Origin of the sequence: Klebsiella sp. Ech2A (genome assembly GCF_030078455.1) — a bacterium.
Taxonomy (GTDB): domain Bacteria; phylum Pseudomonadota; class Gammaproteobacteria; order Enterobacterales; family Enterobacteriaceae; genus Klebsiella; species Klebsiella terrigena.
The window spans coordinates 1-21,004 of the sequence record NZ_JAQGFU010000034.1; the positions used below are offsets into that span (position 1 = coordinate 1).

General features: G+C 55.1%; 15 protein-coding genes. 9 read left to right on the forward strand and 6 right to left on the reverse strand.

The genetic code is table 11. The features are described from left to right. The first annotated feature begins 516 nt into the window (after positions 1-516). A complete protein-coding gene (locus tag PFH44_RS09525; RefSeq protein WP_283824880.1) occupies positions 517-1,638 on the forward strand; it encodes a ribosomal protein uL16 3-hydroxylase in 1,122 nt (373 codons plus the stop codon). A gap of 62 nt (positions 1,639-1,700) precedes the next feature. On the opposite strand, the gene PFH44_RS09530 is transcribed toward PFH44_RS09525, so the two are convergent. Together PFH44_RS09530 and PFH44_RS09535 are read right to left on the reverse strand one after the other, a co-directional pair. After that, positions 1,701-3,149 (reverse strand): Cu(+)/Ag(+) sensor histidine kinase, encoded by a 1,449-nt coding sequence (locus PFH44_RS09530; protein WP_283824881.1) that lies wholly within the window; start codon positions 3,147-3,149, stop codon positions 1,701-1,703. Next, positions 3,139-3,822 (reverse strand): copper/silver response regulator transcription factor, encoded by a 684-nt coding sequence (locus tag PFH44_RS09535; protein ID WP_045853224.1) that lies wholly within the window; start codon positions 3,820-3,822, stop codon positions 3,139-3,141. Before PFH44_RS09535 ends, PFH44_RS09530 begins: the two co-directional genes overlap by 11 nt. A 171-nt stretch (positions 3,823-3,993) precedes the next feature. Between PFH44_RS09535 and PFH44_RS09540 the strand changes: the two genes are divergently transcribed. Genes PFH44_RS09540 through PFH44_RS09555 form a run of 4 tightly spaced genes read left to right on the forward strand, consistent with a single transcriptional unit; the run spans position 3,994 to position 10,229 of the window. Continuing rightward, on the forward strand, positions 3,994-5,379 hold the full coding sequence (locus tag PFH44_RS09540; RefSeq protein WP_283824882.1) for a Cu(I)/Ag(I) efflux RND transporter outer membrane protein: 1,386 nt from the start codon (positions 3,994-3,996) through the stop codon (positions 5,377-5,379). 29 nt (positions 5,380-5,408) lie between these two features. Further along, positions 5,409-5,756 (forward strand): cation efflux system protein CusF, encoded by a 348-nt coding sequence (gene cusF, locus PFH44_RS09545; RefSeq protein WP_283824883.1) that lies wholly within the window; start codon positions 5,409-5,411, stop codon positions 5,754-5,756. Positions 5,757-5,781: 25 nt separating this feature from the next. Beyond that, on the forward strand, positions 5,782-7,065 hold the full coding sequence (locus PFH44_RS09550) for an efflux RND transporter periplasmic adaptor subunit (RefSeq protein ID WP_283824884.1): 1,284 nt from the start codon (positions 5,782-5,784) through the stop codon (positions 7,063-7,065). An 11-nt stretch (positions 7,066-7,076) separates the two neighbouring features. Further along, entirely contained in the window at positions 7,077-10,229 is a 3,153-nt protein-coding gene (locus tag PFH44_RS09555; protein ID WP_283824885.1) for a CusA/CzcA family heavy metal efflux RND transporter, read from the forward strand. Positions 10,230-10,293: 64 nt separating this feature from the next. Here PFH44_RS09555 and yjeJ read toward each other — a convergent pair whose 3' ends face one another. The 4 genes from yjeJ to PFH44_RS09575 all read right to left on the reverse strand — a co-directional run bounded on the left by yjeJ (position 10,294) and on the right by PFH44_RS09575 (position 14,962). After that, on the reverse strand, positions 10,294-11,142 hold the full coding sequence (yjeJ, locus tag PFH44_RS09560; protein ID WP_283824886.1) for a YjeJ family protein: 849 nt from the start codon (positions 11,140-11,142) through the stop codon (positions 10,294-10,296). Next, positions 11,139-13,283 carry a peptidase domain-containing ABC transporter gene (locus PFH44_RS09565; RefSeq protein WP_283824887.1) on the reverse strand — a complete coding sequence of 715 codons (2,145 nt, stop codon included), beginning with the start codon at positions 13,281-13,283 and terminating at the stop codon, positions 11,139-11,141. The genes yjeJ and PFH44_RS09565 overlap by 4 nt, the downstream gene beginning before the upstream one ends. After that, complete coding sequence (locus PFH44_RS09570; RefSeq protein WP_283824888.1) at positions 13,276-14,559, reverse strand: HlyD family secretion protein; 1,284 nt, start codon at positions 14,557-14,559, stop codon at positions 13,276-13,278. Before PFH44_RS09570 ends, PFH44_RS09565 begins: the two co-directional genes overlap by 8 nt. 61 nt (positions 14,560-14,620) lie before the next feature. After that, complete coding sequence (locus PFH44_RS09575) at positions 14,621-14,962, reverse strand: hypothetical protein (protein ID WP_283824889.1); 342 nt, start codon at positions 14,960-14,962, stop codon at positions 14,621-14,623. A gap of 996 nt (positions 14,963-15,958) precedes the next feature. Between PFH44_RS09575 and PFH44_RS09580 the strand changes: the two genes are divergently transcribed. From PFH44_RS09580 to PFH44_RS09595, 4 genes are all read left to right on the forward strand, one after another. Beyond that, positions 15,959-16,525, forward strand: a complete 567-nt coding sequence (locus tag PFH44_RS09580) for a fimbrial protein (RefSeq protein WP_045853232.1) — start codon at positions 15,959-15,961, stop codon at positions 16,523-16,525. Between the two features lie 61 nt (positions 16,526-16,586). Next, positions 16,587-17,276: a fimbrial biogenesis chaperone gene (locus tag PFH44_RS09585; protein ID WP_045853233.1), complete on the forward strand. Its 690-nt coding sequence runs from the start codon at positions 16,587-16,589 to the stop codon at positions 17,274-17,276. Between the two features lie 29 nt (positions 17,277-17,305). Next, a complete protein-coding gene (locus PFH44_RS09590) occupies positions 17,306-19,849 on the forward strand; it encodes a fimbria/pilus outer membrane usher protein (RefSeq protein WP_283824890.1) in 2,544 nt (847 codons plus the stop codon). Positions 19,850-19,871: 22 nt separating this feature from the next. Further along, on the forward strand, positions 19,872-20,909 hold the full coding sequence (locus tag PFH44_RS09595) for a fimbrial protein (protein WP_283824891.1): 1,038 nt from the start codon (positions 19,872-19,874) through the stop codon (positions 20,907-20,909). Positions 20,910-21,004 lie beyond the last annotated feature (95 nt).

Consider the following 21,004-nt stretch of genomic DNA (forward strand, 5'->3'; position numbering starts at 1 on the left):
GAATCCATGTCACTTTGAGTGCCCACACAGATTGTCTGATAAATTGTTAAAGAGCAGTGCAACGCGGCTTTCGCTCACCGTTGCGAGGTGGCGTATATTACGCTTTCCTCTTTCAGAGTCAACCCTTAATTTAGGATTTTTCTCTTCACCTTACCCGGCTTAATCTGTGAAGTTGTTCACATTTGCCGTGTCAGTGGGAGCGCATTATAGGGAGTTCTTTTGGTATGGCAAGCCTTAAAATACAAAAAAACTATCAAGCGCTCATTATTTGAACTTTCCTGTTCATCTCTCGAATAGCTAATATCGCGAAAACCCAGCACTGGCGCGGCCTGCGGCCTATTTCCGTCTCAAGGCAGTTTTTTTCAAAAAATGTATGGCGTCCCGCACGCAGACGGCGTCCGCCAGCGTAGAGGAGCCATAAACCGCGGATTAAGCAGCCGCTTTGACTCACGACAAGGCGTCCTCGGTTCACACCTTTCTATAATCAGGACCGTTTCTCCTTACTGGTGTGAATCTATGGCTTATCAACTGAACATTAACTGGCCCGAGTTTTTAGAGAAGTACTGGCAAAAGCAGCCGGTGGTATTAAAGAATGCTTTCCCGAACTTCGTCGATCCGATCACCCCGGACGAGCTGGCGGGTCTGGCCATGGAACCGGAAGTCGACAGCCGGCTGGTCAGCCTGGTGAACGAGCAGTGGCAGGCCAGCAACGGGCCGTTCGAACATTTTGATGGCCTGGGCGAAACCGGCTGGTCGCTGCTGGCGCAGGCGGTCAACCATTGGCATATGCCTGCCGCCGAGCTGGTTCGCCCGTTCCGCGTGCTGCCTGACTGGCGCCTTGATGACCTGATGATCTCCTTCTCGGTCCCGGGCGGCGGCGTTGGCCCGCACATCGACCAGTATGATGTCTTCATTATTCAGGGCATGGGCAGCCGCCGCTGGCGCGTGGGCGACAAGCTGCCGATGCGTCAGTTCTGCCCGCACCCGGCGCTGCTGCACGTCGATCCTTTCCCACCGATTATTGATGAAGACCTTGCGCCGGGCGATATCCTTTATATCCCACCGGGATTCCCGCACGACGGCATCACCCACGAAACGGCGCTCAACTACTCCGTTGGCTTCCGCGGGCCGAACGGTCGCGACCTGATCAGCAGCTTTGCCGACTACGCGCTGGAAAACGATCTCGGCGGTGAGCACTACAGCGATCCGGACCTGACCTGTCGCGAACATCCCGGCCGGGTTGAAGAGTATGAGCTCGACCGCCTGCGCGGGATGATGATCGACATGATTAGCCAGCCGGAGGACTTTACCCAGTGGTTTGGCCGCTTTGCCACCACCCCGCGTCACGATCTGGACATCGCGCCGGCCGAACCGCCTTATGCAGAAGAAGAGGTTGTTGATGCCCTCAACGGCGGCGAAACGCTGGCCCGCCTGAGCGGCCTGCGCGTCCTGCATATCGGCGACAGCTTCTTTGTGAACAGCGAAGCGCTGGCAATCACCGATGCCGACGCCCTGGACGCGCTGTGCCGCTACACCTCGCTGAGTAAAGATGAGCTGGGCAAGGGGCTGCATAACCCGGACTTTATCGCCGAGCTAACGCGCCTTATCAACCAGGGTTACTGGTACTTCGAAGAGTAAGCCTCCCAAAGCCTGGCACCGCCAGGCTTCTTTTTATGGCCTGCTTTTATTACCTGCTTTTATTACGCCCGTTTTGGCAGCGTCAGAATAAAGCGGGTTGAGCGCGCGTCGGACTCTACCGCCACGCTGCCGCGGTGCGCCGTGACGATCGATTTAACGATCGCCAGGCCAATGCCGCTCCCCTCGCCTTTACGCTGGCGGGAGGGATCGACGCGGTAGAAGCGGTCGAAAAGCCGTGACAGATGTTCTGCAGGTATCGGCGCTCCCGGATTCTCAACGATCAGCTGAACCCGGTCATCAGCCTCCGTCAGGTGAACGGTGACCGCTCCGCCGCCCGGCGTGTAGCGAATGGCGTTAGAGAGCAAATTACTCATCGCCCGACGCAGCATCAGCGGGTCGCCAACCACCCAGCAGGCGCTGCCGTTAAGGTGCAGGGCCACTTCCCGCTCCTCGGCCCAGGCCTCAAAGAAGTCGAAGACCTTGCTCACCTCATCGGCCAGATTCAGCGCTTTTAGCTCCGGGATCAGCTGATTGTTGTCGGCCTGCGCCAGAAACAGCATATCGCTGACCATCCGCGACATCCGCGAGAACTCTTCCAGATTGGAGTACAGCACATCCTCCAGCTCTTTCTGACTGCGGGTCTGGCTGAGCGCGATCTCCGTCTGGGTCACCAGGTTGGTTATCGGCGTGCGGATCTCATGGGCAATATCCGCGGAAAAGTTGGACTGACGGGTAAACACATCCTCGATACGTTCCAGCATATGATTAAACGACAGCACCAGCCGCTCCAGCTCAATCGGCACCGACTGCGGGTTTAAGCGCACGTCGAGGTCGCGGGAGGTAATGTTTTGAATCTGTCGGCTGACCCGGCGAATCGGCTTATGCCCGTGATAGACCACGAACAGCACGATAAAGAAGATAAGGATGCTGATAATCGTCGCCGCCGAAATCAGCCTCGCCTTCAGCTCGTTAATATAGTGGAGATGAAAATCGATCGACAGGGCCATAAGCAGGCGGTAGGCCGGCCTGCCGTCCGCCGCGCGGCCAAGGGGCAGCATAATCAGCCGCCAGGAGCGGGTCTGCATCTGGTGGTTATCGTGGGTTAACGCCCGCGGATGCGGGTCTACCCACGAGATGACGTTGCCATCCTGCAGCCTGGCGGCAAGCCCCGGTGTGCTCATGATATGGCTGAGATCCGGGCCGTTCGGCGACTGGAACAGGATCTTGCCGCTGCCATCATCGAGGCAAATAAAGACGTTGGCGTAGCCATCGATCACGTCCTTTAAGATCTCCAGCCGCCGTGCCTGGGGATAGTCGGCATGGTTGAGCACCGTCTCAAGCGTGGTGGCCAGCTGTCTGAGGTCGTGGGCGTCGCGCTCTTCAAAATGCGCCTTTACCGAGTGGATCATTATCCAGGTGAAGGCGAAAAAGGCCACTATCGTCGCCAGGCTGATAAAAAAGGTCAGCCGCGTCGCCAGCGAAAAAGGCCGCTGCAGCAGCTTAATCGCCATCCGGCACCTCAAGCACGTAGCCGACGCCGCGCACGGTCTGGATGAGCTTAGGCTCAAAATCATTATCGATTTTGCCCCGCAACCGCTTCACCGCCACGTCGATGGCGTTGGTGTCGCTGTCAAAATTCATGTCCCAAACCTGGGAGGCGATTAGCGAACGGGGCAGCACTTCCCCCTGATGGCGGATAAAGAACTCCAGCAGCGTAAACTCTTTGCTGGTCAGCGTGATGCGCGCGCCCGCGCGGGTCACCCTGCGGCTGACCAGGTCGAGCGTTAAATCCGCCACCTGGAACTGGCTTTCGACGATCGTCGCCGCCCCGCGGCGCAGGAGCGTCCTCACCCGAGCCAGCAGTTCGGCGAAGGCAAAGGGCTTGACCAGATAATCATCGGCCCCGAGCTCCAGCCCCTTCACCCGATGCTCAACGGTCCCCAGCGCGGTCAGCAGCAGGATCGGCATGCCCTTATCGGCGGATCGCAGCATTCTGACGATATCCCAGCCGTTCACATCCGGCAGCATGATGTCGAGGATCAGCAGGTCATAATCGCTGGTCATCGCCAGGTGATAGCCGTTCAGACCGTTATCCGCCAGATCGACAACAAAACCGGCTTCCGTCAGCCCTTTCGTCAGGTACTCACCGGTTTTCATCTCATCTTCGACGATCAAAATCTTCATCACCTGCTCCTTCACGCGCCGGTTGTGCGGGCTTTCAATTTTAGAGGAGCCCAACCGGATAGCAATGAATTCTCAGGAAAATGACAGCTTTGTCATTTTCCCGTCACGCGTCAAACAGACGCCGTTGCGTAAAGTACAGGGCATTCCCTGATAGCCGATAAACCTGCCACTATGCGCCAGTTAAAGCTTATTTCGCTCAGCGTTATTTTTATCCTGACGGGCTGTCTCTCCTTAGCCCCGGACTACCGCCAGCCGCCCTCGCCGGTGCCGCAGCAGTTCTCCCTCAGCCAGAACCAGCTGGTGACGCCGCCTGCGGGCTATCAGGAGACCGGCTGGCGCGCCTTTTTCGCCGACCCGCAGGTTAAATCGCTGATTGCCACCGCGCTTGTCAATAACCGGGACCTGCGCATGGCGACCCTGAAAGTGCAGGAAGCGCGGGCGCAGTACGGCGTGACCGATGCCGACCGCTATCCGCAGCTCGACGCCTCCGCCAGCACCACCTACGGCGGAAAGCTTAAAGGCGATACCACCACCAGCAGCGACTATCAGGCCGGGCTAAACCTCAGCTTCGATCTCGACTTCTTCGGCCGCCTGAAAAACATGAGTGAAGCGCAGCGGCAGACCTTTTTCGCCAGCGTAGAAGCCCAGCGCGCGGTGCACATCTTATTGATTTCGAACGTTTCACAAAGCTACTTCAACCAGCGGCTGGCCGCAGCGCAGCTCGCCGTGGCGCGCGAGACGTTACAAAACTACCGCCAGTCCTATGCTTTCGTAGAGAAACAGCTGCTGACCGGCAGCAGCAGCGTGCTGGCGCTGGAGCAGGCGCGCGGGGTGATTGAAAGCACCCGCGCCGACATCGCCAGGCGGGAAGGCGAGCTGGCGCAGGCCAACAACGCCCTGCAGCTGCTGCTGGGCAGCTATCAGCGCCTGCCGGACGACGCGGCCGACGACGCGGGGGATATTCACGGCGTCAGGCTGCCGCCTGCCCTCTCCTCGCAGATCCTGCTCCAGCGCCCCGATATTTTAGAGGCCGAGCACGGGCTGCGGGCGGCAAACGCCAATATCGGCGCCGCGCGGGCGGCCTTCTTCCCGTCGATTACGCTAACCAGTTCGCTTTCCGGCAGCAGCGCCGACCTCTCCAGCCTGTTTAATCCGGCCAGCGGGATGTGGAACTTCATCCCAAAAATTGAGCTGCCGATATTCAACGCCGGGCGAAATCAGGCCAACCTCGACGTCGCCGAAATCCGCCAGCAGCAGTCGGTGGTGAATTACGAACAGAAAATCCAGAACGCCTTTAAAGAGGTGGCCGACGCCCTGGCCCTGCGCCAGAGCCTGGCGGATCAAATCAGCGCCCAGCAGCGCTATCTCGCCTCCCTGCAAATCACCCGCCAGCGCGCCGGAACGCTCTATCAGCACGGCGCGGTCAGCTATATCGAAGTGCTGGACGCCGAACGTTCGCTGTTCGCCACGCAGCAGACCCTGCTGGATCTCAACTACGCCCGCCAGGTGAACGAAATTCAGCTCTTTACCGCCCTTGGCGGCGGCTGGCTGGAATAGCCCATTATTGAATATCAGGAGTGTTAATCATGAATCATGTCGCAAAAACGGTCATTTTTGGTCTTCTGCTGTCCGCAGCGGCCTCCGGCGCCCAGGCCGCCGAACACCAGCATGGCGAAATGATGCCCGCCGCGCCCGCCGCCGGGCAGGCGCAGGCCATCAGCGCCACCGGCGAAGTCAAAATCATTGATATGGAGAGTAAAAAAGTCACCATCGACCATGACGCCATCCCGGCGGTTAACTGGCCGCCGATGACCATGCGCTTCACCATCACTCCGCAAACCCGGCTTAACGCGGTTAAGCCCGGCGATAAGGTCGCCTTCACCTTTATTCAGCAGGGCAGCCTCTCCTTATTACAGGATATCCACGTTAACTAATAAGGTGTTCACGGAGCGCATTACGATGGTCTCTCTAAAACTTAAAACCGCTGCGCTCATTATCAGCAGTATGTCTCTTGGCGGGATGATTGCGGCGGGCCTCTATCTCGGGCTTTCGCCCGCTCACCCTGCAGGCGACGCGGAGCCTGCCGCCGGACAGGCGCGTAAAGTCCTGTTCTGGTATGACCCGATGTACCCCAATACGCGGTTTGATAAGCCGGGGAAATCGCCGTTTATGGATATGGACCTGGTGGCCAAATACGCCGATGAAGAGGCGCCGTCCTCGGCCGCGCCGGGCGTGCGCATCGACCCGACGCAAACCCAGAATCTGGGCGTCAAAACCGCTGCCGTCGCCCGCGGCCCGCTTAGCTACGCCCGGACCTTCCCGGCCAACGTCAGCTATAACGAATACCAGTTTGTCATCGTCCAGGCGCGCTCGGCGGGCTTTATCGACAGGGTCTACCCGCTGACCGTCGGGGATAAGATAAAGAAAGGCACCCCGCTTATCGACCTGACCATTCCCGACTGGGTCGAGGCGCAGAGCGAATATCTGCTGCTGCAGGAAACCGGCGGCACCGCCACCCAGGTGGAGGGGATCCTCGAGCGGCTGCGCCTCGCCGGCATGCCGGATGAGGATATCCGCCGCCTGAAGGCGACGCGCAAAATTCAGACCCGCTTCACCCTGAAAGCGCCGATTGACGGCGTGATTACCGCCTTTGATCTTCGCACCGGCATGAACATCGCCAAAGATAACGTGGTGGCCAAAATTCAGGGCATGGACCCGGTGTGGATTAGCGCCTCGGTGCCGGAATCCATCGCCTGGCTGATTAAAGACGCCTCGCAGTTTGCCCTTTCCGTTCCGGCATGGCCGGACAAAGCCTTCACCATCAGCAAATGGAGCATGCTGCCCGGCGTGGATGCGGCTACCCGCACGCTGCAGCTGCGTCTGCAGGTCGATAATCCGGACGAGGCGCTGAAGCCGGGAATGACCGCCTGGCTGAAGCTGAACGCGCAGAGTCAGCCGATGCTGCTGATCCCGTCGAAAGCGCTGATCGACAGCGGCGCGGAGCAGCGGGTTATCACCGTGGGCGACGACGGACGCTTCGTGCCGAAACGGGTCGAGGTCTTCCAGCAGTCCGGCGATATGACGGCGATCCGCTCCGGCATTCACGAAGGAGAGAAGGTGGTCGCCAGCGGCCTGTTCCTGATTGATTCCGAGGCCAATATCTCCGGCGCGCTGGATCGGATGCGCGCCCGGCCGACCGCCGTGACGCCGAACGAGCCGGGTAGCGCGGCGCATGCGCACTGAGGAGATAACAAATGATTGAATGGATTATCCGTCGCTCGGTGGCCAACCGCTTTCTGGTGATGATGGGGGCGCTGTTCCTCAGCATCTGGGGAACGTGGACCATCGTCCATACGCCGGTGGATGCCCTGCCGGATCTCTCTGACGTGCAGGTGATCGTCAAGACCAGCTACCCCGGCCAGGCGCCGCAAATCGTCGAAAACCAGGTCACCTGGCCGCTGACCACCACCATGCTCTCGGTGCCGGGAGCCAAAACGGTGCGCGGCTTCTCGCAGTTCGGCGCCTCCTACGTCTACGTGATTTTTGCCGACGGCACCGATCCCTACTGGGCGCGCTCGCGGGTGCTGGAGTACCTCAACCAGGTGCAGGGCAAGCTTCCGGCCGGCGTCAGCGCCGAAATGGGGCCGGATGCCACCGGCGTCGGCTGGATCTACGAGTACGCGCTGGTCGACCGCAGCGGCAGGCACGACCTCGCGGAGCTGCGCTCGCTGCAGGACTGGTTTTTAAAATATGAGCTGAAAACCATTCCGGACGTTTCGGAAGTGGCCTCGGTGGGTGGCGTGGTCAAAGAGTATCAGGTTGTGATCGACCCGCTGAAGCTGACCCAGTACGGCATTACCCTGGCGGCGGTGAAATCGGCGCTGGAGACCGCCAACCAGGAGGCCGGCGGCTCTTCCGTCGAGCTGGCGGAAGCCGAGTATATGGTACGCGCCAGCGGCTATCTGCAAAGCCTCGACGACTTTAACCACATCGTGCTGACAGCCGGCGACAGCGGCGTGCCGGTCTATCTGCGCGACGTCGCCAGGGTACAAATCGGCCCGGAAATGCGCCGCGGCATCGCCGAACTGAACGGCGAAGGCGAAGTGGCCGGCGGCGTGGTGATCCTGCGTTCCGGCAAGAACGCCCGCGAAGTGATTTCGGCCGTAAGGGCCAAACTGGCGTCCCTCCAGAGCAGCCTGCCGGAAGGGGTTGAGGTGGTCACCACCTATGACCGCAGCCAGCTGATCGACCGGGCCATCGACAACCTCAGCATGAAGCTGCTGGAGGAGTTTATCGTCGTCGCGCTGGTCTGCGCCCTGTTCCTGTGGCACATACGCTCGGCGCTGGTCGCCATTATCTCTCTCCCGCTCGGCCTGTGCTTCGCCTTTATCATGATGCATTTCCAGGGGCTGAACGCCAACATCATGTCGCTGGGCGGAATTGCGATTGCGGTGGGGGCGATGGTCGATGCCGCCATCGTGATGATAGAAAACGCCCACAAGCGGCTGGAGGAGTGGGATCACCAGCATCCCGGAGAGCGGCCCGATAACGACACGCGCTGGAAAATCATCACCGACGCCTCGGTGGAGGTGGGCCCGGCGCTATTTATCAGCCTGCTGATTATCACCCTGTCGTTTATCCCGATTTTCACCCTCGAAGGGCAGGAAGGGAAGCTGTTCGGCCCGCTGGCGTTTACCAAAACCTGGTCGATGGCCGGGGCGGCGCTGCTGGCGATCGTGGCGATCCCGATCCTGATGGGATTCTGGATCCGCGGCAGGATCCCGGCGGAGAGCAGCAACCCGCTCAACCGTTTGCTGATCCGCATTTATCACCCGCTGCTGCTGAAGGTGCTGCGCTGGCCGAAGGCAACCCTGCTGGTCGCGGCGCTAACGATCCTGACGGTCATCTGGCCGCTCAGCCGGGTAGGCGGCGAGTTCCTGCCGCAGATCAACGAAGGCGATCTGCTGTATATGCCGTCAACCCTGCCGGGAATTTCCGCCTCGCAGGCGGCGGATATGCTGCAGAAGACCGATAAGCTGATCATGACGGTGCCGGAAGTGGCCCGCGTGTTCGGCAAAACAGGTAAGGCCGAGACCGCCACCGATTCCGCGCCGCTGGAGATGGTCGAGACCACCATTCAGCTCAAGCCGCAGAATCAGTGGCGCCCGGGGATGACCATGGAGAAGATCGTCGAGGAGCTGGATAAAGCCGTACGCCTGCCGGGACTCGCCAACCTGTGGGTGCCGCCGATCCGCAACCGGATCGATATGCTCTCCACCGGGATCAAGAGCCCGATCGGCATTAAGGTCTCCGGCACTAACCTCGCCGATATCGACGAGAGCGCCGAGCAGATTGAAGCGGTGGCCCGCACCGTGCCGGGCGTCACCTCGGCGCTGGCGGAGCGGCTGGTCGGCGGGCGCTATCTCAACATCGATATCAACCGCGAGCAGGCCGCCCGCTACGGCATGAGCGTCGGTGACGTGCAGCTGTTCGTCTCCTCGGCCATCGGCGGCGCGATGGTGGGCGAAACGGTAGAAGGCGTCGAGCGCTACCCGATCAACATCCGCTACCCGCAGAGCTACCGCGACGGCCCGGAGACCCTGCGCCAGCTGCCGATCCTCACCCCGCTGAAGCAGCAAATCGTCCTCGGCGACGTGGCGGAGGTCAAGGTGGTAACCGGCCCGTCGATGCTGAAAACTGAAAACGCCCGCCCGACCAGCTGGATCTATATCGACGCCAGGGATCGCGACATGGTGTCGGTGGTGCACGATCTGCAGCAGGCCATCGCCCAGGGCGTGAAGCTGAAGCCGGGGACCAGCGTCTCCTACTCCGGCCAGTTTGAGCTGCTCGAACGCGCCAATCAGAAGCTGAAGCTGATGGTCCCTATGACGCTGATGATCATTTTCGTCCTGCTGTACCTGGCGTTCCGTCGCTTTGGCGAAGCGCTGCTGATCGTCGCCAGCGTGCCGTTCGCGCTGGTCGGCGGCATCTGGTTCCTCTACTGGATGGGGTTCCATCTATCGGTAGCGACCGGCACCGGCTTTATCGCCCTTGCCGGGGTGGCGGCGGAGTTTGGCGTGGTGATGCTGATGTACCTGCGCCACGCCATTGAAGCGGAGCCGTCGCTGGAGAACGCGGAAACCTTCAGCACTGATAAGCTTGACGAGGCGCTGTACCGCGGCGCGGTGCTGCGCGTGCGGCCAAAGGCGATGACCGTGGCGGTGATTATCGCCGGCCTGCTGCCGATTTTATGGGGCACCGGCGCCGGTTCGGAGGTGATGAGCCGCATCGCCGCGCCGATGATTGGCGGGATGATCACCGCCCCGCTGCTGTCGCTGTTTATCATTCCGGCGGCCTATAAGTTGATGTGGCTGTACCGGCACCGACGCCCGGCGCAGCGGGCATAACCGAGCGGCGAGCGGGCCGGACGCGCTTCGCCCCGCTCGCCCTCGCTAACCCTGGCAGGAGGAGCTAGCACGTTGATGGCGACATCTTCGTGGTTCGATGCTGAATATGCGCCCGCAGCAGCTTCTCCATCTCCTCTTCTCTCACCTGGGGATCGATCTTTTGATACTCAAAGGCCAGCGCTCGCTGTCGGTAAGGGGCCAGCAATGGATTATTATTGACTAATAATTCACCAATCGCCTTAATTCGGCTCGCTTCAAGCTCCGGCATTGCTTTAATAATTGCCCCGCATGGAATATCGCCGTCGTCGCCGATCATAACCAGCGAATAAAAATCGCTGAAGGCCGAGAGTTTCCACGCCGGCACGTTAAATTTATTGTAGTTAATCCCGCTGCTGTCGATATTGGCAAAATCGACGGTATAGAACGGAATAAAATCGTTTGCCTGCAGGGCCAAAGAAATAAACGCCGCGTCCTCGGTCTTGTGTATCGTTGCCAGCAAAAGGTTGAGCAGAAACTCCATCTGGGTAACCGGCAGATCGACGGATATCACCTCCTCATTTTGCAAAAAGAACAGAAAGGTGACCTTATCCTGCCGATCTTTCATCACAAAATCGCTCACCCGCAGCGCGACGTTAGGGTTCTGTATCTCATCAAGCGTGACGGCTAGCATACGGCTGTTTAACCGCTCGGTATCGGCGATGGTGCGGGCTCTGATGCTCTCGGGGTCCTCGCGAAACAGCATTTGCAGCCTGCGGTAGCCGCTGAAAACGGCAAATACCAGATCCTGCACCCGATCGGGCGGAAGATACACAAGCGTTTCCGCGCTCAGGACGCTCTGCATCTTCAGGGCTAACGCCAGCACCGCGTTGGGGGATTTAATTATCCCGGTATTAATACCCGTTAAGATGTTCATAAAATAGTCTCCGTAGTAAGCTGCTGTGGCAACGAGGTCAGTTTCGCTAAATCAATGATCCGATCGGCGCTGGCGATGGTTGAAGGACGGTGGGCAATAATAATTCGGGTGATGTTTAAAGATTCAATCGCCGCGTTGACCATCTTTTCATTATTAATATCGAGATGGCTGGTCGCTTCATCCATAAATAGAATTTTCGGCTTTTGGTAGAGCGCCCGCGCAATGAGCAAGCGCTGCTTTTGACCGCCGGAGATCCCGGCGCCAAGCTCGCCGATAATCGTTTCATAGCCCATCGGCATGCGCAGGATCTCTTCATGGATATTGCATCTCATGGCGCAGTCAACGAGCAGCGCCCGATCCATCTCCTCATCAAAGCCCGAAATATTATCGGCAATAGACCCGGAAAACAGGCGGTCCTCCTGCAATACGCAGGCGATATTGCTGCGGAAGTTATTAATACCGATTTTGTTAATATCAAAACCGCCGATAAAGATATCCCCGCGCTCGGGCGTCAGCAGGCCAGACATGACTTTGAGTAACGTTGTTTTACCGATGCCTGACGCGCCGATCAGCGCCACGGACTCCCCAGCGGCCACGCTAATATTGACGTTAGAAAACACGGGTTTTGACAGCAGGTCGTACTGATAGGCCAAATTCTGCACCTCTAAAGACACGCCGACGTCATCGGCAAAAATCTTTCTTACCGGCGACTCGGCCTCCGGTTCGCTGTAGACAATTTCAGAAATACGCTCGTTGTGTAGCGACAGCATTTTCAGCTGCATCGTGAGGTCGATAAGCGACGCGGCGCGCTGGGCAAACTGGCCGCGATAGGCGTTAAACGCCATATACATCCCGATGGTCATGGTGTTATCCATAACCATCTGCGCGCCGAGCCATAAAATGACAACCTGATCGGCTGAGTTAATAAAGGTGTTAATCCCGCCAAACAGCATATCGAAACGCGTTTGCTTCAGACCGGCGTTGCTGACATCGATATTGGTATTCAGCCAGTGCTGGGAGCGCCTGTTTTTCAGGTTAAGCGATTTTATCGTCGCGATGCCGTACAGCGTCTCCATAAAATGCGAGCCCGAGCGCGCACGTTTGACGATCAGCTCTTCATTAATGGCGCGATAAAATTTATAGGTGATCGCGCGCATCGCGGCGTAGCAAAGGGTGAACCCCAGCACGACCCACACCAGCCAGCCGCCGTACAGGCTCAGCATCACAAGCAGGCCGATGGTCATGATGGAGTCAATAATTCCGCTGACGATGCTGTTGGTAAAGGTTGAGCGGATGGTATCGAGAGAAGCAAACCGCGACTGTATGTCCCCCAGTTGGCGCTTCTCAAAGAACGCGAGCGGCAGGCCGATCAGATGATCGAAAAAGCTCGTTTTCCACTGCACGTCGGTCAGCGTATTCAGCTTTAACGAAACCCACGCGCGCAGCATACTGACCCAGGTTTTAAAAATCGTAAAAAACATTAGCCCGACGCAGATGACCAGCAGCAGGTTTTCATCATGTGCGGTAATAACATGATCGGTGACGACCTGCGTGCCCATAGGCAGCAGCAAATTCACCGTTTCAATGACTATCGACAGCATCAATATTTTCGTCAGCGCCGACTTCAGGCCAACAATGTTGTGCATTAACTCCCGCAGCTGCAGCCGCGAGCGCTGCTTTTCCTGAACGAAGCCGCTATCCGGCCATGCCTCAAGCGCGATGCCGCTGAAGTTTTCTGATAATTCCTTATGATGAACCACGCGTCGCCCAAGCGCCGGATCGTTAATAACAAAACGCTTACCCTTTACCGCAACCAGCACGACAAAGTGATTTAATGACCAGTGCAGTACGCAGGGCAGACGGAGCTCGCCGATCTCTTCAATATCCAGGGATAGCGCCCGCGTTTTCAGGCCAGCCTTCTGCGCAACCGTCGCCAGGGCATTTAACGTCGTCCCGTGGGATGAGGAACCGTAGATATTGCGAAAGTTGAACAGATCGATATCTTTGCCGTAGAAGCCACAAATCATTGCTAAGCAGGCATTGCCGCACTCCGTTGATTCAGACTGTATAATAACCGGGACTTTGTTCCTGATTGAAAAGTTGATCCTTCTAAAAATTGAATCAAGCACGTCTTTATTCATCGTTGGGTCCCTTCAGGCTCTGTACTACTTTATATACTGGTGAGAACAGCCACTGATACAGCGGCCTTTCCTCGGTAAACACAATGCTCTTCGCCTTAAGGCCGTTCGATAGCACAAGCGTTCTGTTCTTATAAATAAACTCTTTTTCTTTAACGTTGATAATTGCTTTGTAGAGCGTCGGCGAGGTATTGCCGTTGGCCTGGCTGTTGCCATAGTCAGATAATTCCCGGCGGGTAACCGGCATTGATGAGATTGACATCACCTTGCCAGAAAATTGACCAAACTTGTCTGAAGGAAAGGCGTCGTAGCGGATATTTACGGTATCGCCGATTTTGACATAAGGTAAGCTGTTATCGGGTAACCACAGCAGTAAATAATAGTTAATACCGGTAAGCTGCTTAACCTGAGCCAGGCTGCTGCCGGCCTCTATCATTTGACCCCGGGTAACGGCTATCGACTCCACTCGGCCGTCAATCGTAGACTTCACTAAAATTCTTCCGCTCGCGCTGTTTTCAATCAGCTGGGTTTGCAGATCTCTCAGCTGGCTATATTGTGAAGTAATCTGATTATCAATCTCAGCGGTCTTTACCGTTAAATCACTCCGGGTCTGGGTGAGCTGCAGCTCTATCTGCATTTTCTGCGATGATAATGATTGAAACGCATTCTGCTGCTGGACGAAAAGAGAGTGCTGATTATTGTACTGATCTTTATTGATCAGCCCTCGCTGCAGGTAGCTGCTATAGCTCTGCAGCGATTTTTCAATATGTGAAAGACCTTTTTTAGCCGTCGTCAGCATTTTCTCGGTTTCATCGAGGGAGCGCTCATAGCGCTGAATCTGGCGACGCGTGGTGCCAATAAAATCATCTTTGTTCGCTTTTAGTTTTTTGATGATATCTTCAGCATTGACAATCTTGGCTTTCACCATCGAAACATTGGTATCACTGACGTTGCCGACGTCGGTGTTTTTGGATACATCAAGTTCAAATAACACGGCGCCTTTCTTAACAACGTCACCCACCTGGACATACTGTTTCGAGATCGAGCCAAGCTGCGGTGAGGAGATATTAAGCGGATGCGGCAGAGTAATAACCTCGCCGACGACATCAATTCTTTTGGTATATTTAAAAAAGCAAAGCATGGCAATAATGACAGCTAAAAAAGCAAGGCAGCATGCGGAAACAACTAAGGGTGAGACGCCGCCAAACAGAATCACGCGTCCTTTCCAGTAGCTTCGCTGATGTTCTATTGCTTCCTGTCTGAACAATCTTTTACCCATGAGTACCTGACCTGATATAAAAAGGCCCGACGCATCGGGCCAAAATGGAAGCTAGCCAAAATTAAGGCTTGAAGGTACCGTCAAGGAAACCATCAAGTGCTATTTGGGTATATTTCCAGGTGTCCTCGAAACCAACGATCAGCCCGCCGATACCGCAGGTGATGCCGCCGATAATACCGGCGCCGATCATCCCAACGCCCTGGCCGATAGTGCCGAATCCGAGAATTCCGCCGCCGTCACCGCCGTGCTTTCCGCCAATGATTGCGCCAGTAGCAAAGCCGGCAACCGCGCCAAGCGTTGCGCTGACTACCGCTTCACCAATATTGCCAAAAATATCCCACGGGCTGCTCCAGGAGTAGGCACCCGAAACGGCATTCATTTCTTCAAGAGAAAGTACTTTCATCACTATTCCTTATATATTTAATTTGTATATTCCAGATGGTATGAATTTATCAATCACATATGCTGTGTTGATGGGAGGCTATTTTCGGCACTTCCCGTAAAAAAACAACTTTAGTTTCATGAATAATCCAAACTTCAGAACTAAATAAGAAATAAAAATATGGATAAGAAAATCGCCCATCAACAGCGGACCTCGTTATCAGGGCTTAATCCGCTCTCAACAACCTTTGAGCACAGGTACGGCGTTCCCGGCTTACCGCGGCTCGGATGACGAAGAAGGCCAGGTAGATTCTCGCGTCAGGGGCGCAGTGATGGACGCGATTAATTTTTCTTAATCATAAAAAGAAAGATATTTTTCCTTTTATTAACAATCACATAAAAAATTAACAATAAAGAGAATGACCGCAGAGCCGGCACCATCACAACCCCGGGACAGGACCCTAAAGTCGCGCCAGTAGTCATCTCAACTTTTTATCTGCCGGGTGTGAGAACCGCCAACGCGCTGTCGTCAGCAATAACGCTGATATTACCGCTACCGTGAATAATAAACAGCAGGGTAATAACCTTACCTCGCTTATTATAAGCGTTTCACTAATGCCTTCTCTAAAAAAATAGCGTCGCCGATTCTTCCCTTATGGTGAAACCGTACAAAATCTTTGTAGATATTAACTTTGTTTAACCTCCCCGTTTATCTCTGGGGATAACCCCTCACGTTAACCAGCCCGCCAGCGCCCGCCATAAGCCGCCTTCCCGTCGTTAAGAAAAACCACCGCCCCCTCTCACCGAACGCTTCTTTGTGTGTATTAAGTTTTATTGAAAAAAAATCAGATGAGTATTTTAACAGACCGGGATTAATATATCGGCACTTACCCATACAAGCCGTAAGGGTTGCGGAGTAAGTATATATGGATACATACGGGATTAAGCTGCTGAAGCCTATATTCAGTCTCTTTTTCCGGTAATTAATATTTTAACTTTAAATGAATGGATTAAACGGATGAAAAAAACAATTCTGGCTATGGTTATTACTGCCTCTACCGCTTTCAGCGCTCAGGTTTTTGCAACAAACCAGGCTGAAGTCACCATCCAGGGTGAAGTAGCAGACTCTAAGACCTCTTGCGTCGTAACGCCGACCGGAACCCTCAACAACGGCATCGTTAAGTTAATGACCGTGACCACTGCCGAAGCAACGGGTAAGGCTGTTAACACCTTATTCAAAAACCAAAAGTTTGGTTTCCAGGTGAGCGACTGTGCCATCGGCGGCCCGGATGAAAACAACGTTACTGGCCTGAGCGTTAAAGTTACCGGGACAAACTCTTCATCGCCTGAAATTCTGGACAACGTTGCCGAGGACGGCGCCACAAACATCGGTATCGGTATTCAGAAACTGAGCGACAGCTCCCGTATCAAGTTCGATGGCACTGCGGTTAACGAAGCTTATACCCCGCAGCAGACTACTAACCTGGAATACCTCGCTGGCTACGTGAAAGTCAACGGAGCAAACCCGGTTACTGAAGGTCCGGTTAAAGGCGTCGCAACCTTTACCATTGATTACACCATCTAATTAATTTTTAAAGGGCCTGCTGCTCCAGCAGGCCCTTTTAATTAAATGCTGAAGGAATCTAATGTACCAGATGATGATCAAGGCAATCATTGCCTTCGCTATGATGCTAAGCGGCTTTGCGCATGCAGGAATTGTTATCGAATCAACCCGCTATCTTTATAAAGAAGGCGCTCGTGAGATATCTGCGCAAATTGAGAATAAAGACGAGATGCCTTATCTGATCAAATCGTGGGTTGAAGCACCAGAGGGAAAAACGCCGGCATTTATGGTCACGCCTCCCCTTTTCCGCCTGGAGATGAAGCAGAAAAATACCGTTCGTATATTCTCCACTGGCAACATCAGCGCCCCTACCGATCGCGAATCGTCTTACTTTTTTAATGTTATGGCTATCCCGCCATCGGATGATACCTATGCGAATAGCAATACCATTCAGCTTGCCGTTCGCCATCGTATGCGGCTTATTTACCGGCCAAAAGCGTTAGCCGAACTCTCTAATAATACCGAAGCCGGAAAAATAGAATGGCGCCGGGCCGGAAAGCAGCTAACCATAAAAAACCCGACGCCATTTTTCTTCTATTTTAGAAACGTACAGATTGGCGCCAGTGAATACCAGACAGACATTAAGTTCATCGAGCCCTTTTCATCAAAATCTATAACGCTAAAAGATAACGGCAATGCTACCAAAGTAACGTGGAAAATAGTCAATGATTATGGAGGTGCAGGTTCCCTCTATTCATCGAAATTGCCATAAACAGTTCGCATTTATAAATGGATGTTTTTATGCCAATAGAACACAGAGATGGCTTCAGGCTATCTACGCTCTGCATAGCGATTATTACTATAATGACGGCGAGCATTCACACTACGGTGAACGCGCGTGAATTCTTTGATCCCGCATTTATTACATCTGCCAACGGAGGTGATGCATCCAGCGTTCCCGACCTGTCGATTTATCAATCTGTCAACGCTCAGGCTCCGGGAGACTACCGGGTCGATGTCGTTTTTAATGGCCGCTACCTGGAAACTAAAAACGTTAAATTTGTGACGACCGAGCGCAGCAGGCTTGATAAACAGTTAAACCTGATCCCCTGCTTTACGCTGGATGCACTCTCCCGGTATGGCGTCAGAGTTAAATCATTCCCCGAGCTGAAAGAGAATGAACAAGGCTGTGCCAACTTCGATATTATTCCAGACAGCAAAACAATTTTCGATTTCACCGCCCAGCGCCTGGATATATCCACGCCTCAGGCCGCGATGAGCACGGTGGCCAACGACTATATCCCGCCGGAAAAGTTTGATGACGGCATCAACGCCATGTTTGTGAACTATCAGTTTAACGGTTCGCAGGATTTTAAAAGCGATAATGAATACTACGGCCTGAATCTGGAGTCCGGAATAAACATCGGCCCGTGGCGCGTCAGAAACCTTAGCATGTGGAACAAAAGTAAGGGTGAATCGACTCATTTTGACTCCGCCTATCTTTATATCCAGCGCAGCTTGCGCTCCATCGGCAGCAACCTGATCCTCGGCGAAAGCTCTTCTCTGTCCGGCATATTCGATAGCGTTCCCTTCTCCGGCGTGCAGCTGGCGACGGATACCAGCATGCTGCCGGAGAGCATGCGCGGCTACGCCCCGGTGATCCGCGGTATTGCGAAAACCAACGCCCGCGTGGTGATCAAGCAGAATGGCTATCAGGTTTACCAGACCTACGTCGCGCCGGGCGCGTTTGAAATTACGGATATGTACCCCAGCGGCGGGAGTGGCGATCTGTACGTTACGGTTGAAGAGTCCGACGGGTCGAGGCAGAACTTTATCGTGCCCTTTGCGGCCCTACCGGTCATGCTAAGGGAGAACCAGTTCGAATATGAAATCACCTCGGGGAAATACCGGCCTTACGTCGGCGCTATTGATGACACGCCTTTTACCCAGGCCACAGCCAAATACGGCGTCTCAACCAGCGCAACGATTTTTGGCGGCGTGCAGGCATCGGCAAAATATCAGGCACTCTCCAGCGGACTGGGGTATAACCTCGCCAGCCTTGGCGCCCTGTCGGCGGACGTAACCCAGGCCTGGTCTAAAAAACGCTATGACGATAAAACGTCCGGCCAGTCGTGGCGCATACGCTACGGTAAGAATATTATCGAAACCGGAACCAACTTTACTATTGCGGGCTATCGCTACTCGACGCGAGGGTTTAATACCCTGTCCGAAGTGCTTAATACCTATTCCGATAATGGACGCTATTACTCGGCGCGTTCTGTACGCAATCGTACCAACCTGACGCTAAACCAGAGCCTGGGAAAAGCGCGAGGGAGCCTGTCCATCAGCGCGCTTGTCGAAGATTATTGGGACAACAAACGGACAAATAGATCGTTGAGCCTTGGCTATAACGGCGGCTGGCAAGGCGTTAGCTACTATCTGGGATATAGCTACAACCGCTATACCTGGGGTTCACACAGCTCCAGCCGCGAGGCGAGAAACGATCAGCGCCTCGCGCTCACCATCTCCATCCCGCTGAGCAACTGGCTGCCCAATACCTATGCCAGCTATCAGATCACCGAAAGTAGCCCAGGGTCTACGGATCAGTACGTTTCTTTAGGCGGCATCGGGCTGGAAAATAATAACCTCGACTGGAACATCCAGCAGGGCTACAGCAATCGTGAGCACTATAGCGGCGATATCAGGGGAGCCTATAACGGCTCGCGCGGCAGCGTAAACGGCGGCTATAGCTACGACGGCAACAGCCGGCGGCTCGACTACGGCGCCAGCGGCAGCCTGATCGCACACGCGAACGGAATAACGTTTGGGCAGAATATCAGCGACGCGGCCGTGCTAATCCAGGCCCCGGGTCTGGATAACGTCAGGCTCAGCTCGGATTCAACGATCGTCACGGACAGTCGCGGCTATGCCATCGTTCCCTATATTACCCCCTACCGGAGTACCGATATCACTCTGGACAGCACATCATTTGGCGACGATATGGAGCTGATGCAGACCACGCAGCAGGTTGTCCCCACTCGCGGCGCTATCGTGCGCGCAAACTATGCCGGGAATATTGGGCAGCGGGCATTTATTCGGCTTAAAACTCCCGCAGGCCGCGAGGTGCCTTTTGGCGCAATGGCCACGCTTGCCGGCGCAGCTAAATCCCAGGCCAGCATCGTGAGCGACGCCGGTATGGTTTATATGACCGGCCTGCAGCCAACGGGCGCGCTGACGGTCAGCTGGGGTAAAAATGCGGGCCAGAAATGTACCGCCATCTATACCTTGCCTGCCGGCCAGAAGAAAAACTCCGGAGTCAGCCAGACTGAAGCCCTGTGTCGATAATAATCATAACGAGATGAGTAAAATGAAAAAAATGATTGTACTGCTGGCCGGGATATTTTTCTGCAGCGGGGTTTCGGCTGCACGGCTATGCTCTTATACCGATTCTGCGGGTAATGAGGGTCCTAATGGTGGCACAGAAGAGCGCCAGGGTATGACGATGTACCCCAGGATATCAGCCGATCCCACCCTTCCGGTTGGCGCAATCCTTTATAGCCGAACGATAGGCGGGATGAACCTACACCACCGACTCTATACCTGCGAACCGGGGGCGCAATATATTGTCGCCGTGAACAGGCCAGAGGTTTCGGGGATGAGCCTTCGCGGCATGCCCGTTTATGAAACCGGCGTTGACGGTATCGGTATTCAGTTCAGCGATATATTCGCGAGCCGAGTCGGCAAACAGATCGTCGGACAGGCAGGAAGCTGGCCAACGCCTTTTGATAGATCCGCGCAGTTTCGCGCAACGCCGTTCTTTTCTGCCTGGTTAGTTAAAACAGGCCCCATTGATACCAGCGGGGCGACCAACATCAACGTCGAAATTGAGTTTCGCGTGGCAGACCCGGGCTACCTGGACTATGCAAGAAAAGGCCTTATCTACTGGGTAAACCCCAAAACATCAGGAATTACCTTCCGTAATAAGAGCTGCAATATCTCTCTTAAAGGGCCGGGCACGGTCAATCTGCAAAGAATTTCCAGAAGCGAGCTGCTGGCACTTGCCCGCGGTGCGACTACCGGCAAAGGTAAAGCAATTGATATGAATATTTCCTGCCCAACGGATATGCAAGGTAAGAAACTCACCTACTGGTTTAACCCTAAGGGAGCGGTTGCCACCGATGTCGGGGTGCTGGAAAATACAGTAAGCGTTGGTGCCCAAAACGTCGGGATCATTCTGAAAAAAGATAACTCCCCGGTGAAGTTTTTCGATACCGATGCCTACACTATTTCGTCCCTGAGTCTTAATCAGGACATCCGTTTTACCGCTGATTATTTCCGCATGAATGATGATATTTCGGACGGACTGGTGAAAGCGGTTCTGGAAGTCGTTATCCAGGAGGATTAATCCCGGTATTCAGAGTATAAAATGCCCTCAGCAAGAGGGCTTAAACGATTGGTGTAAATACGGGTGTTTTGAATAAGGTCGCCAGCGCCTGCCGC

Coding starts and splice junctions, on each gene's coding strand:
- PFH44_RS09555 (WP_283824885.1), top strand. CDS start 7,077: ATGATTGAATGGATTATCCGTCGCTCGGTGGCCAACCGCTTTCTGGTG.
- PFH44_RS09585 (WP_045853233.1), top strand. CDS start 16,587: ATGTACCAGATGATGATCAAGGCAATCATTGCCTTCGCTATGATGCTA.
- PFH44_RS09595 (WP_283824891.1), top strand. CDS start 19,872: ATGAAAAAAATGATTGTACTGCTGGCCGGGATATTTTTCTGCAGCGGG.
- PFH44_RS09525 (WP_283824880.1), top strand. CDS start 517: ATGGCTTATCAACTGAACATTAACTGGCCCGAGTTTTTAGAGAAGTAC.
- cusF (WP_283824883.1), top strand. CDS start 5,409: ATGAATCATGTCGCAAAAACGGTCATTTTTGGTCTTCTGCTGTCCGCA.
- PFH44_RS09535 (WP_045853224.1), bottom strand. CDS start 3,822: ATGAAGATTTTGATCGTCGAAGATGAGATGAAAACCGGTGAGTACCTG.
- PFH44_RS09570 (WP_283824888.1), bottom strand. CDS start 14,559: ATGGGTAAAAGATTGTTCAGACAGGAAGCAATAGAACATCAGCGAAGC.
- PFH44_RS09575 (WP_283824889.1), bottom strand. CDS start 14,962: ATGAAAGTACTTTCTCTTGAAGAAATGAATGCCGTTTCGGGTGCCTAC.
- PFH44_RS09590 (WP_283824890.1), top strand. CDS start 17,306: ATGCCAATAGAACACAGAGATGGCTTCAGGCTATCTACGCTCTGCATA.
- PFH44_RS09580 (WP_045853232.1), top strand. CDS start 15,959: ATGAAAAAAACAATTCTGGCTATGGTTATTACTGCCTCTACCGCTTTC.
- PFH44_RS09550 (WP_283824884.1), top strand. CDS start 5,782: ATGGTCTCTCTAAAACTTAAAACCGCTGCGCTCATTATCAGCAGTATG.
- yjeJ (WP_283824886.1), bottom strand. CDS start 11,142: ATGAACATCTTAACGGGTATTAATACCGGGATAATTAAATCCCCCAAC.
- PFH44_RS09530 (WP_283824881.1), bottom strand. CDS start 3,149: ATGGCGATTAAGCTGCTGCAGCGGCCTTTTTCGCTGGCGACGCGGCTG.
- PFH44_RS09565 (WP_283824887.1), bottom strand. CDS start 13,283: ATGAATAAAGACGTGCTTGATTCAATTTTTAGAAGGATCAACTTTTCA.
- PFH44_RS09540 (WP_283824882.1), top strand. CDS start 3,994: ATGCGCCAGTTAAAGCTTATTTCGCTCAGCGTTATTTTTATCCTGACG.